The 12,466-nt window shown below is 63.9% G+C and carries 9 protein-coding genes and 1 riboswitch; of the genes, 5 read left to right on the forward strand and 4 right to left on the reverse strand.

All coding sequences use genetic code 11. From position 1 onward, the window contains the following. Nucleotides 1-18 precede the first annotated feature (18 nt). The gene (gdhA, locus tag MR825_RS06390; RefSeq protein WP_186907930.1) at nt 19-1,374 is read right to left on the reverse strand and encodes an NADP-specific glutamate dehydrogenase; all 1,356 of its coding nucleotides are present in this window, start codon (nt 1,372-1,374) and stop codon (nt 19-21) included. 292 nt (nt 1,375-1,666) lie between these two features. Here gdhA and MR825_RS06395 point away from each other — a divergent pair, with 292 nt between their 5' ends. Together MR825_RS06395 and MR825_RS06400 are read left to right on the forward strand one after the other, a co-directional pair. Further along, on the forward strand, nt 1,667-2,149 hold the full coding sequence (locus tag MR825_RS06395) for an RNA polymerase sigma factor (protein WP_186907929.1): 483 nt from the start codon (nt 1,667-1,669) through the stop codon (nt 2,147-2,149). Continuing rightward, nucleotides 2,146-3,357 carry an anti sigma factor C-terminal domain-containing protein gene (locus MR825_RS06400; protein ID WP_287879616.1) on the forward strand — a complete coding sequence of 404 codons (1,212 nt, stop codon included), beginning with the start codon at nt 2,146-2,148 and terminating at the stop codon, nt 3,355-3,357. Before MR825_RS06395 ends, MR825_RS06400 begins: the two co-directional genes overlap by 4 nt. Nucleotides 3,358-3,461: 104 nt before the next feature. Here the strand turns inward: MR825_RS06400 and MR825_RS06405 are convergent, their stop codons facing one another. Next, a complete protein-coding gene (locus tag MR825_RS06405) occupies nt 3,462-4,658 on the reverse strand; it encodes an acetate/propionate family kinase (RefSeq protein ID WP_186907928.1) in 1,197 nt (398 codons plus the stop codon). A gap of 171 nt (nt 4,659-4,829) precedes the next feature. Between MR825_RS06405 and MR825_RS06410 the strand changes: the two genes are divergently transcribed. Beyond that, nucleotides 4,830-6,077 (forward strand): tRNA(Met) cytidine acetate ligase, encoded by a 1,248-nt coding sequence (locus MR825_RS06410; protein ID WP_287879619.1) that lies wholly within the window; start codon nt 4,830-4,832, stop codon nt 6,075-6,077. A 296-nt stretch (nt 6,078-6,373) separates the two neighbouring features. Here the strand turns inward: MR825_RS06410 and MR825_RS06415 are convergent, their stop codons facing one another. After that, nucleotides 6,374-7,222: a rhomboid family intramembrane serine protease gene (locus MR825_RS06415; RefSeq protein WP_243204772.1), complete on the reverse strand. Its 849-nt coding sequence runs from the start codon at nt 7,220-7,222 to the stop codon at nt 6,374-6,376. Between the two features lie 90 nt (nt 7,223-7,312). After that, nucleotides 7,313-9,637 carry a polysaccharide pyruvyl transferase family protein gene (locus MR825_RS06420; RefSeq protein ID WP_256174780.1) on the reverse strand — a complete coding sequence of 775 codons (2,325 nt, stop codon included), beginning with the start codon at nt 9,635-9,637 and terminating at the stop codon, nt 7,313-7,315. A gap of 353 nt (nt 9,638-9,990) precedes the next feature. Between MR825_RS06420 and MR825_RS06425 the strand changes: the two genes are divergently transcribed. Beyond that, nucleotides 9,991-10,968, forward strand: a complete 978-nt coding sequence (locus MR825_RS06425) for a radical SAM protein (RefSeq protein WP_186907925.1) — start codon at nt 9,991-9,993, stop codon at nt 10,966-10,968. Next, entirely contained in the window at nt 10,965-12,212 is a 1,248-nt protein-coding gene (locus tag MR825_RS06430) for an adenosylhomocysteinase (protein ID WP_186907924.1), read from the forward strand. The genes MR825_RS06425 and MR825_RS06430 overlap by 4 nt, the downstream gene beginning before the upstream one ends. A gap of 101 nt (nt 12,213-12,313) precedes the next feature. Then, nucleotides 12,314-12,410: riboswitch (SAM riboswitch) on the forward strand. The last annotated feature ends 56 nt before the right edge of the window (nt 12,411-12,466 follow it).

Consider the following 12,466-nt stretch of genomic DNA (forward strand, 5'->3'; position numbering starts at 1 on the left):
GAGACGGATGTGTTCCTCTTAGTAGCTTACGCCCTGCCAAATCATGGCGTCGGCCACTTTGAGGAAGCCGGCGATGTTGGCGCCGGCCACCAGATTGCCCTCCATGCCGTACTCGGCGGCGGCATTGGCGGCGTTGTGGTAAATGTTGCGCATGATGCCGTGGAGCTTCTCGTCCACTTCCTCAAAGGTCCAGGACAGGCGCATGGAGTTCTGGCTCATCTCCAGACCGGAAGTGGCCACGCCGCCGGCGTTGGAGGCCTTGGCGGGGGCAAAGAGAAGCTTGTGCGCCTGGAAATAGGCGACGGCTTCGGGGGTGGAGGGCATGTTGGCGCCTTCGGCCACGGCAAAGCAGCCGTGCTCCACCAGCGCCTTGGCCCCGTCCAGATCCAACTCGTTCTGGGTGGCACAGGGCAGGGCGATGCCGCAGGGGACGCTCCAGATGCCGCGGCAGCCCTCCACGTATTTGGCGGTGGGCACATACTCCAGATAGGTGGAAATGCGCGCCCGCTTGACCTCCTTGATCTCCTGCATGATCTTATAATCGATGCCGTTCTCGTCCACGATATAGCCGTTGGAATCACTCATGGCAATGACCCTGCCGCCCAGCTCGGTGGCCTTCTGGTTGGCGTAGATGGCCACGTTGCCGGAGCCGGAGATCACGACGCTCTGGCCCTGGAAGGACTTCCCGGCGGCCTTGAGCATCTCGTCGGCAAAGTAGCACAGACCGTAGCCGGTGGCCTCGGTGCGGGCCAGAGAACCGCCGTAGCTCAGGCCCTTGCCGGTGAGCACGCCGTTGAACTCGTTGCGGATGCGCTTATACTGGCCAAACAGATAGCCGATCTCCCGGGCGCCCACGCCGATGTCGCCGGCGGGCACGTCGGTGTCGGGGCCGATGTGCCGCTGCAGCTCGGTCATGAAGGACTGGCAGAAGCGCATGACCTCATTGTTGCTCTTGCCCTTGGGATCGAAGTCGGCGCCGCCCTTGCCGCCGCCCATGGGCAGGCCGGTCAGGCTGTTTTTAAAGATCTGCTCGAAGCCCAAAAATTTGATGATGGACAGGTTCACGCTGGGATGGAAGCGCAGGCCGCCCTTGGAGGGGCCGATGGCGGTGGAGAATTGTACGCGATAGCCGCGGTTGACCTGCACCTTGCCCTGATCGTCCACCCAGGAGATGCGGAACATCAGGCTGCGCTCGGGCTCCACGATGCGGTCGATGACGCCGGACTTCACCAGCTCCGGCCGCTGGGCCACCACGGGCTGGAGGGACTCCAGGACCTCGCCGGCAGCCTGGAGGAACTCGGGCTCTTGGGCGTTTTTCCTGCACAGAGTTTCATAAACGCCCTGAAGATAGGAATCGGTGAACTGAAATGCCATAGTTGCCAAACCCCTTTGCTTGGCGGTCCATACGGTGGACGGACCGGCCTGATTTTTGCTATGATACACACAGGGACGCGCCCCGTGCAGCAGCCGCTTTGCCACGTTAGCTCATATTATACTGCTGCCACATTGAAATTGCAAGAAAAAATTTGTAAATTGCAAAAGTGACGGAAACTATGCGGGGTATGCGGAATAAATTGCACCACTTTGACTGGATGCATGCAAATAGAATGAAACGTGTAACATTTTGCCCGCTGAGACGTTTGTCGGGTGAGGGGGGGAGGACGGGATGTACGACGGGCTGGAGGCGCTCTACCGGCGGCATGTGGGAGAGGTGTACTTGTACGCCTATTCCCTCTGTAAGAACCCGGACCAGGCCCAGGACCTGGTGGGAGAGACCTTTTACCGCGCCCTGCTCTCGCTGGAGCGGGAGGGGGAGTGGAAGGGCTGGCTCTTTCGGGTGTGCCGCAACCTGTGGGTGGACAGCATGCGCCGGAGAAAGTTCCAGACCGGAGAGCCTCCTGACCCGGAACGGCTGGCGGCAGAGGAGGATCTGCTGGAGGATCTCATCCGGGAGGAGCGCCGCCGGGCGGTCTACCGGGCGGTGCTGGAGCTGTCCCCCGCCGATCGGGAGGCGGTAACGCTCCACTACTACGCCGGCTTGCCGCTGCGCGAGGTGGGGGCGGCCATGGGACTTTCTCCCGGCGCGGCCCGCACGCTGCTGTGCCGGGCCCGGCAAAAGCTCAAAACCAGACTGGAGGGACAATTGTGAGTTTTCGTGAGCTGTTGGAACGGTATCGAACCGGCGCCGCGACGGAAGCGGAGCGGGCGCTGGTGGAGGCCGAGCTGGAGAAGAGCGCGGCCATTTCCGATTATCTGGCCGAGGGGCTGGAGGCCGAGCTGACCGGAGAGGGGGCGCACCGAACTTCGGAGGAGACAGAGCCGGCCCGGCGGGTGCGCCGCATCGTAAATCGCCGCCTGGGCCGGGTGGCGGTCCTGTCGGCGGCCGTTGTGCTGGCCGTCCTGCTGGGGGTGCGTCTCGTAGTCTCCCCCCTGGCGGCGTCCTTCTGCTACCAGCCCAACGCCAGAAGCGTAGGGCAGGCTGGAGACGAGCGGGAAGATATCTGGTATGACCTGAACGCGTTCTACGAGCTGATCATGCCCGGCCGGTCGGTCCGGGACATCCAGACCGGAAACCGGGGATTCGGCCGGTACGATCTGTCTTATACCGAGGAGGACTGGCTTACCGGGGAGCGCACTGCGGTCAGCCGTACGCTGGAACCCGGCCAGGACGGGGAAAACGGATATTTGTGGAGCGAGCAGGCCATCGGCCTGTATGCGCTGGCGGAGTCCGGGGCGGTGGAGGAGGGCGTCCGCCGAATCCCGGATTACGAAGCCGATCTGGCCCAGCTGGACGAAAGCGCCTACGTCTCCGTCTGGGTCCATTTTCCGCAGGATCTGACGCCCATGGAGTTTGCCGCGTTGGCGCACGGCTATGAACAGCGGTATGGAGTGGAAATCTCCTTCCGCTGGTGTGCCGTGCGCACCTCCGACGATCCGGCGGTCCTGCGGGGTTTTTCCACGGTGGACGGCTCGTGCGCGCAGGGCGGGCTGGCGGACTACCCGATGCTCAGTCTGGCGGAGCGGCTGGGGAATTGGTTTCCCAGCGGCAGCGCTGCGGCGATGGCGAAGGCTTATGGGGGGCTGTATACCCAGCATTTCCAAAGTCTACTGTCCTATGCGGCGGAGCGGACGAAAGCGGCGGATGCGCTGGTCGGACCGGGCGCGCAGTTCCCGGAGTACGACTTTGCAGGCCAGCGGGACTATGTAGAGGAGCACGGCATCCGGATCTATGGCGCGCTGGTCTACGGTCAGCCGCAGGCGCTGCTGGCGCTGACGGAGCGGGGAGATGCGGACGGGCTTGCCATCGAGCGGGTGTTGGCCTGCCGCTACTCCGGCAGCCGGAGCATCCGGCAGTAGCGGGCAGGACGCATCCGAAAAAAGGAGAAAACACGGACTGCCGGGCAAGCTGCCCGGCAGTCCGTGTTTTGGTTGAAACGCGCCGCGAGACGACCCGGCTGCGCTTACTGGTTGACGATATTGGCGGTATCCATGGCGATCATAAGCTCCTCGTCGGTGGGGATGAGGAGGACCTTCACCCTGGAGTCGGCGGTGGAGATGACGGTCTCCCTGCCGCGGACGTTGTTGGCCTGGGCGTCCATCTTCACGCCCATGAACTCCAGGCCGGAAGCGATGGCCAGGCGCTGGTCGGCGGAGTTTTCGCCCACGCCGGCGGTGAAGACGATGGCGTCCACCCCGCCCATGGCGGCGGCATAGGCGCCGATGAGTTTCTTTACACCGTAGTTGAAGGCGTCTACGGCCAGCTCGGCACGCTGGTTGCCCTGCTCGGCGGCGTCGCTCAGGTCACGGAAGTCGGAGGACACCCCGGAGATGCCCAGCACGCCGGACTTCTTGTTGAGGATGTTGAGCATCTCTTTGATGTCGTAGCCGTACCGGTTCATCAAATACTCCAGGATACCGGCGTCCAGGTCGCCGGAGCGGGTGCCCATGGGCAGGCCGGCTAGGGGGGTGAAGCCCATGGAGGTATCCACGCTCTTGCCGCCGTCCACGGCGGTGACGGAGGAGCCGTTGCCCAGGTGGCAGGTGATGATCTTCAGCTGCTCGATGGGCTTGCCCAGCATGGCGGCGGCCCGGCCGGAGACGTACTTGTGAGAGGTGCCGTGGAAGCCGTAGCGGCGGACCTTGTCCTTCTCATAGTATTCGTAAGGCAGCGCATAGATGTAGCTCTTGGCGGGCATGGTCTGATGGAAGGCGGTATCGAACACGGCCACCATGGGCACGCCGGGCATGACGGCCTGGCAGGCCTTGATGCCTGTGATATTGGCGGGGTTGTGCAGAGGAGCCAGGGGGATGCACTCCTCAATGGCGGCCATGACCTCGCCGGTGATGAGGGCGGAGGCGGCAAACTTCTCGCCGCCGTGCACCACGCGATGGCCCACGGCGTCGATCTCAGAGGCGCTCTTGATCACGCCGTACTCGGGAGAGAGCAGGGCGTCCAGCACGGCCTGGATGGCCTCGGCGTGGGTGGGCATGGGGATTTCAAATTCGTGTTTGGCATCCCTGGCGGGGATTTTGTGGGTCAGGCGACCGTCGATGCCGATGCGCTCGCACAGGCCCTTGGCCAGCACCTCGCGGGTCTCGGGGTCCATGAGCTGATACTTCAGGGAGGAGCTGCCGGCGTTGATGACCAGGACTTTCATGTTTACGATCTCTCCTTTAAATTCGTGGCATACGGCTTGTATACCCAAAGTTCACGTAGTAAAATAGGAAAGCATATACAAACTATATTCTAGCCCTTTTTTGACCGAAGGACAACCCATATTTTCGCACAAATCGGACAAAAATTCAGGGTTCTTTTGGAGGAACAGCCCATGAGGACGGCGGGCATCATCTGTGAATACAACCCCTTCCACCGGGGACACGCCTGGCACCTTGCCCAGACGAAGCGCCTGCTGGGGGAAAACACGGCCATCGTATGCGTCATGAGCGGACACTGGACTCAGCAGGCCGACTGCGCCATCGCGGACAAATGGACCCGGGCGCGGCTGGCCCTGATGGGAGGGGCGGACCTGGTGCTGGAGCTGCCTACGCCTTGGGCCGCCGCCTCGGCCGAGACGTTCGCCCGGGGCGGGGTGGAGGTCCTGGCGGCCACCGGCGTGGTGGACGTGCTGTCTTTCGGCAGCGAATGCGGCGATGTGGAGGCGCTGCAGCGAGCGGCGGCCTGTCTGGACGCCCCGGAGTATCCTGCCGCCCTGCGGGTCCGGCTGGAGCAGGGCAAACCGTTTGCGGCCTGCCGCCAGGCAGCCGTGGAGGCGCTGGCGGGACCGGAGAGCGCATCGCTGCTCCGCAAGGCCAACAATAACCTGGGTGTGGAGTACATCCGGGCCGTCCGCACCCTGGACGCCCGGATGACCCCAATGACGGTACTCCGCCGGGGCGCGCCCCATAACAGCATGGGGGGGATGGACACCCGCCGGGAGGACGGCGCCGCCGGGGCCGGCACCGTGGACCGGATGCAGTTTGCCTCGGCCACGGAGATCCGCTGGAATCTGTTGGAGGGGCGGTGGGACAGGGCGGAGCCCTATTTGCTGCCGGGGGCCAGGGAGCGGCTGGAGGATTCGCTCATCGGTCTGCCTGCCCTGAAGCGGGTGGAGCAGGTGATGCTGGCAAGGGTGCGGACCATGACCGCGGAGGACTGGGCGGCCCTGCCCGACAGCGGCGCGTCCGAAGGGCTGCCTGAGCGGCTGGTCCGGGCGGGGCGCCGGGCGGAGAGCATACCGGCGTTTTATGCGCAGGCCAACACCAGGCGCTATACCGAAGCCCGGGTCCGCCGGCTGCTGCTGTGGGCGTTTCTGGGCCTTACCAAAGCGGACCGACCTGCGCATGTGCCCTACCTGCGGGTGCTGGGGCTCAATGAACGGGGGGGAGGACTGCTGCGGCGGATGAAGCAGGCGGCCTCTCTGCCGGTCATCACCAAGCCTGCCCACGCCCGCGCGCTGGAAGCGGAAGGGCGGACCCTGTTCGAGCTGGAAGGGCGGTGCACCGATCTGTACGGCCTGTGCTTTGCGCGCCCGCGTCCCTGCGCGCTGGAGTGGACCTCCAGTCCAGTGGTGTGCTGACCGTCCGCACGGCCTTCCGCTTGTCGAAACGCCTTCCGCACAAGCGCCCGGCCGGGTTTTGTCCCGCGAAGATGACGGCATCAATCACAATCCGTCCCTTCCGGCGGCACAAGGGGAATTGCCCTGCCGGGGCACGAGCGGGTCCCCTGGAGAACGCGCGTCGGAAGGGACCCTTCTCAGGACGGACGGGGTGACTTTTTTGCGGGAGATCGAACCTTGTCCCGTATCCTGTTTCGACAGACGCAAGCCCGTCCCTCCATCCGCCTGCAGGCGGATGGAGGGACGGGCTTGTTTGATCACTGGATATGCACGTGGTTGTTGATATGCTCGGAGCAGTAGCAGTAGTAGCCGTTGCACTTGGAGCAGTAGCGGAACGCCTCGTCGGGATCATCGGTGTCGGTCTTGCCGCAGACGGCGCATTTGTGGAGATATCCCTTTTGCTGATGGGCCTGCCGGGTGGCCTGCTTGAAGTTCACCGTCTGGCGGGAGTGGCGGTGCCTGGCGCGTCCCAACATGCCCATGAGGTCAGACCAGAAGAAGAGCACATAGTTGAGAATGGCCACCAAGGGCACCAGAGCCATGGGGAGATTGCCGCCTATCAGCGTGCCCGCCACGGCCAGGGCCAGAAAGCCCAGGTCCAGCCAGGCCAGCCATTTGGCCTTGACCGGGATGATGAAGTAGATCAAAAAGGTCGTATCCGGATAAAGGGTGGCGAAGGCCAGGAAGAGGGACATGTTCAGGTAGTACATATTGGCGGTCTGATACCAGCCGTAGCCCACCAGACCCATGATCAGGCCGTACACGATGGTAAGGATGACGCCCAGAAAGTAGTATACGGTGAATTTGGTGGCGCCCCAGGATTGCTCCAGGCTGCGGCCGATGGAATAGTACAGCAGCACCGAGAAGAGAAACCAGAGGAGGTTTTCGTTGAGCGGCACAAAAATAAAGGTCACCAGCCGCCAGATCTGCCCCTGGAAGATCAGCGCCGGGACAAAGCTGATCCAATAGGAAAAGGTATAATGGCTGAACAGGTCCAGCAGCAGCACGATCACGTTGCCCACGGAGATGATCAGCATCAGATTGGGGATGCCCAGCTTGGGGTGCCGGTAGCAGAAACGGTCCAAAAGCGCGTCGATGGATTTCAAAGGCAATTCCTCCCAGATCAGGGTAGTAACGTTAGTCTAACAGGGAACGGGGGATATTTCTAAAACAAATTGTAAACTTTTTGCGGCCGGTTATTTCATGAGCCTGCGCAGCTTCTCCTTCATCCCCGGTGTAAGCGCTTTGGCGGCGGCCCGGTAGGGCAGGGGAGGAAGCGCCAGAAAACGGCGCTCCACCTGTTCAAAGGGCAGGGTACGGAAGGCGGAGAAGAAAGCCGCCCGGCGGGGATTGGCCTTGAGAGGAGAGGCCAGGCGGGGGTTGCCCGCCACCGCCTCCTCCAGGGGACGCTCCACCTGGCCGAAGCGGGGGGAGAGCTCCTGGAACACGGCGCGGCCCCGGGCGCTGTTGACCAGGACCATGGATACGCCCTTGTCCCGCTCCACCGGCAGCTCCAGCGCCGGGTCCAGCCCCCAGTAATCGGCCAGGGTAAAGTCGGCGGGGCGGCTGACGCTGGTGTATTTGCACACGGCGCAGGCGGGGCGCAGGAACAGCTGCATCCCAAAGCCGCGGCCATAGCAGGTGCGGTTGAAATCCTCCGTGTACACGCCGCCGTCGGCAAAGGTCACGCTCAGGTAAGGGTGGGACCAGCCGTGGGATTTGTCCTTAAAGCGGACCTGGCGGACCGTGGAGCCCTGCCGCGCCTCCAGCGTATCCAGCCAGGCACGGAATACCGCCGGGGAGGGGACCCCGTGGCAAACCAGGTCGCAGGTAAGCAGATGCTCGTAATCCCGGCCCAAAAAGCGCAGCAGGCCGTCGATCTGGCAGGGCACGCCGGAAAAGAGCACCGGTGTGCCCGCCTCCAGCAGAGCGCGGGCCTGCCGGAAGGTGTCGCCCAGGTCGCTCTGCACATATTTGGAACCCCGCATGGGCCCCAGCTCCGCTGTGGAGCGGGCACATACGTGGCGGGTGGTCTGATGCGCGTCCAGCACCGCGCCGAATACGGCGCCCCCCTGGGCGAGGGTATGCCGGGCCAGCAGGGAGAAAAAGCCGCCGGAAGAGCTTTGGACGCGTTCGGCCTCGTCGCTGTTCCAGAGCGCGTGGGCGGCAGCGGGGATGTGGACGGGGGAGGCGGGCTGGAGCATGGGGCAGACCCGTTCACAGCTGCGGCACAGGATGCAGGAATCCCCGATCACAGGACGCAGAAAGCCCTCGTGATCCGCCGTTAGCGTGATGGCCCCCACCGGACAGACGGCGGCGCAGGCGGTGCAGCCGGTGCAGTCCTCACGGCGGCACAGCGCGGGCGCTTCCCGGCCCGGCGTGTCTGCCTGCACGGGCTGGAGCGGAAGCTGCGTCCCCTCCAGGGCGGCCTTCAGATAGGCCAAAGAGTCGGCGCGCTCGGCGGAGAGCCGCTGATGGACCGCGGCGTAGTCCATGGGGGCGTCCACCGCTTCGGTGGCGTCCAGACCGATGATGCGTCCGGTGCAGCCCAGCCGGGAGAGCAGGCTGTAAATGCGGGAATAGGTGGGCTCCCGCCGTTCGCTGGGGGACATGGAGGTGAAGAAAGGCTTCTGGAACTGGAGGGAGAAGACCGCCCCATGGAAGGAGTTGGTGACTACGGCGGCGGCGTTTTGAAACAGGCCCAAAAATTCCTTGGGGCCCGCGTCAAAGATCAGCCGCGCGGCGCCGTCGATCTTCCGCCGTGCGCCCGCCAGCTGGAGGATAGGCCAGCCGGTGCGCTGGGACAGCGCCTGGGCGTAGGGGGCGGCCTCGCCGGGGTCGGAGACGAAATAGCAGAGTATGTATTGGCCCGGCTCCTTCGGCGGCGCGGCCAGCGCGCCCCAGTCCGCTCCGGTCAGCAGAAGGGTGGGGTCCAGCACCACACGGGCCTGCTGTCCGGCAGCCTGCTCCAGCAGGGCCTGCCCCCGCTTTTCCCGAACGGACAGGGCGGAGTAGGGCGCCAGGCAGCGGCGCAGCTGCGCCAGCTTGTCCTCGGGCAGCTCCGACACCCCCAGGCTGGGGGCGTAGGCGATGCGGCGTCCCTCCCGCACGAAGGCCAGCAGGAAGGCAGGGTCGAACTGTTTGTCCTGAAAGATATAAGGGTTCCAGATCTGATCGCTGCCCGCCACGTACACGTCGTACTCCGGGGCGTCCGCTTCCAGTTGGTCGAAGGTGGTATACCGCTTGGGGGAGAGGGTCATCTCCTGGGCCACAAAGGCCTCGAACCGGTCGAAGCGGCGCCGGAACGCGGCGTAGTGGAGCGCGGTGTGGGCGTCGGAGACCATATCCCGCAGCGCGCCGGAGCGCTTGAAGAGCTGATTGGTGCGTGTGGTGTGGGGCAGGCGGTAGTCGATGATCTCGCACTGCGCTCCCAGGGCCTGGATGGAGCGCATGGTGGCGTAGGCCTGGAGCTGGGCCCCGTAATGGTGGGCGAAATGGAAGGTAATAAGTCCTGTGCGCATGTAAGCTCACTCCTGAACGAAAAGGATCGTGCCGGTCGGGCGGATGGGACGGGCACGGCCGCTTGCAGCTAGGATACCGCGCGCAAAGCGTATCGCGGCAGGCGGCATCGTTCGCGCCGGAAGCCCGCAGGGCGGGAGCGAATCATGCCGGTTCTGTGGTATAATAGCCGCATTGCGGCTATTATACCACAGCCCTGCGGGAAAGTATATTGGAATACCCCGCCTGTCCCCGCAAAAAAATCGGAAATTGTGACAAGGTTGAAATTTTGTCTATAGCGCGGCAGGGGCGGATGGGGTATGATAAGCAAAGGTTCAAATGGAATGAAACTTTGGGAGAGGAGTGTGCCGCAGAAATGGGCATATCGGCTCACATTAAGGCGTTCGGGTTCTCCAAGGTCCTGGATTATCTGGAGCGGGACCCGGATGCCAACCTTCCCAGGCTGATGGAGTGGGTGGATCGGTTTACCGGGGAAAAGCTGCCCCAGCATTACCGGGAATTGTTCCGCAGCGCCATGAGCGACCCGGAAAACAACTGGTACCGCCTGATCAAGAGCATGTACACCGACATTGACAGCCGGGTGCTGAAAAAGCTCTTTGAAAATTTTGTGCTCAACGGGAACTTGCTGGATTGGCCGCAGAAAAATGCAGAGGGAGGCTGGCCGGAAGGCGGGGCGCCCTGGTCGGTCCTGATCGACCCCACCTTTCCCTGCGATATGGGCTGCAAGGGCTGCGGCAGCGCGATCTACGGCGTGCGCCCGGTGATGGAGTTCGACAGCCTGGATGAGGAGATCGACGCCCGCAAGGCGGGGGGGACCTACCTTTATATTTTTCCCGGAGGAGATCCGCTCTCCCGGGAGCAGGAGATCATCGCGCTGTGCAACAAGCACAGCGGCTGCGTGTTCGCTGCGTTTACCCCGCCGGAATCCATTACCGGGGAGCTGGCGGAGGACATGCTGCGGGTGGGCAATCTGTTCCCGGCCATCCAGGCCGACCAGCCCACCCCGGAGACCGAGCGGGCTATGGCGCTGATGCGCCGCGCCCGGCTGCCCTTCGGCGTGGCCTGCCGCTGCACGGCTGAGAACGCCGGGCGGGTTTCGGAAGAAGGCTTTTTTGATCAGATCATCGCCTCCGGCGCCAAATTCTGCTGGTTCTTCACCTGCCCGGCCTTCGGCCCGGAGGAGGCGCCCAGCGGCGCGCAGCTGGCGCGGATCCACCGGCAGGTGCAGTGCTTCCGGCGCAGCAAGCCCCTGCTGACGCTGGATTTCTGGGACGGCCCCTCTCCCGCGGCTATGGAGCGGGAGAAGGCCGGAGAGGAAGGAGAAGCGCTATGAGCATCCTGAAGGATCAATCCCTGGCAGAGTCCGGCCGCCGCAAGATCCGGTGGGTGCGGGACTTTATGCCCGCGCTGGGGCGCATTGAGGAGCGCTTTGCGCGGGAGCAGCCCTTTGCCGGCCTGCGCATCGCCGTGTCGGTCCACCTGGAGGCCAAGACCGCGAATCTGGGCTATGTGCTCCAGAAGGGCGGGGCACAGGTCCGGCTCACCGGATCCAATCCCCTGTCCACCCAGGACGATGTGGCTGCGGGACTGGCGTCCATGGGGGTGGAGACCTTCGGCGTCCACGGCGCGTCCGCCCAGGAGTATGAGCGCCATCTGATCGAAACGCTGAAGGTTCGGCCCCACCTGATTGTGGACGATGGGGGAGACCTGGTCCACCTGCTGGGCGGTAAATGCGCGCAGCTGGGGGAGAACCTGATCGGCGGCTGCGAGGAGACCACCACCGGCATCCTGCGCCTGCGGGCCCGGGAGCGGGAGGGGATTTTGCCCTGTCCCATGATGGCGGTCAACGACGCCAGGGCCAAGCACTACTATGACAATAAATACGGCACCGGTCAGAGCGTGTGGGACGCCATCATGCACACCACCAATCTGGTCGTAGCGGGCAAGACCGTGGTAGTGGCCGGATACGGCTGGTGCGGCAAGGGCGTGGCCATGCGGGCCAAAGGCATGGGGGCCGACGTCGTCGTCTGCGAGGTGGACCCCTTCAAGGCGCTGGACGCCACCATGAACGGCTTCCGGGTCATGCCCATGGACGAGGCGGCCCGCTGCGGCGACGTATTCGTCACGGTCACCGGGTGCAAGGACGTCATCACCCCCAGGCACTTTGCAGTGATGAAGCACAACGCCCTGCTGACCAATGCCGGCCACTTCGACTGCGAGGTGGATGTGGCGGGACTGGCGGCCATGGCGGTCGGGCGGGAAGTGCGCCGGGAGAATATAGAAGGCTATACCCTGCCCGATGGAAGGGTGCTCAACGTGCTCGGCGAGGGCCGCCTGGTGAATCTGGCGGCAGGCAACGGGCACCCGGCGGAGATCATGGACATGTCCTTTGCGGTGCAGGCCCTGGCGCTGGAGTGGCTGGTCCGGCACCGGCAGGGGCTGGAGCGGAAGGTCTACCAGGTACCCGACGAGATCGACGAGGAGATCGGCCGGGTGAAGCTGGCGGCGCTGGGGCTGGCCATCGACGCGCTCACCCCGGAGCAGCAGGCCTACCTCAACGGCTGGAAGGCGGAATAGGGCGCGCGGGACACGCATTCCGACGGCATTATACAAAGAGGCTGTTTTGTCTATTGCGATTGCACGCGAGAGTGATTACAATATCCAGTGTCAATTGAATAGCCTTATCAAGAGTGGCGGAGGGATCGGCCCGATGAAGCCCGGCAACCTGCATTGCAAGGTGCCAAATCCGACGGTAGAAGTATCGAAAGATGAGGATGGATGAGCCTCTTTCCGCGCTCCGCCGTCCGGCGGAGCGCTTTTTCGACCCGGCA

Origin of the sequence: Lawsonibacter sp. (assembly GCF_022777125.1) — a bacterium.
GTDB classification, from domain to species: domain Bacteria; phylum Bacillota; class Clostridia; order Oscillospirales; family Oscillospiraceae; genus Lawsonibacter_A; species Lawsonibacter_A hominis.

Excerpts from the sequence above, each read along its gene's own strand:
- MR825_RS06420 (WP_256174780.1), bottom strand. The coding sequence starts at position 9,637 with ATGCGCACAGGACTTATTACCTTCCATTTCGCCCACCATTACGGGGCC.
- MR825_RS06425 (WP_186907925.1), top strand. The coding sequence starts at position 9,991 with ATGGGCATATCGGCTCACATTAAGGCGTTCGGGTTCTCCAAGGTCCTG.
- gdhA (WP_186907930.1), bottom strand. The coding sequence starts at position 1,374 with ATGGCATTTCAGTTCACCGATTCCTATCTTCAGGGCGTTTATGAAACT.
- MR825_RS06430 (WP_186907924.1), top strand. The coding sequence starts at position 10,965 with ATGAGCATCCTGAAGGATCAATCCCTGGCAGAGTCCGGCCGCCGCAAG.
- MR825_RS06395 (WP_186907929.1), top strand. The coding sequence starts at position 1,667 with ATGTACGACGGGCTGGAGGCGCTCTACCGGCGGCATGTGGGAGAGGTG.
- MR825_RS06405 (WP_186907928.1), bottom strand. The coding sequence starts at position 4,658 with ATGAAAGTCCTGGTCATCAACGCCGGCAGCTCCTCCCTGAAGTATCAG.
- MR825_RS06410 (WP_287879619.1), top strand. The coding sequence starts at position 4,830 with ATGAGGACGGCGGGCATCATCTGTGAATACAACCCCTTCCACCGGGGA.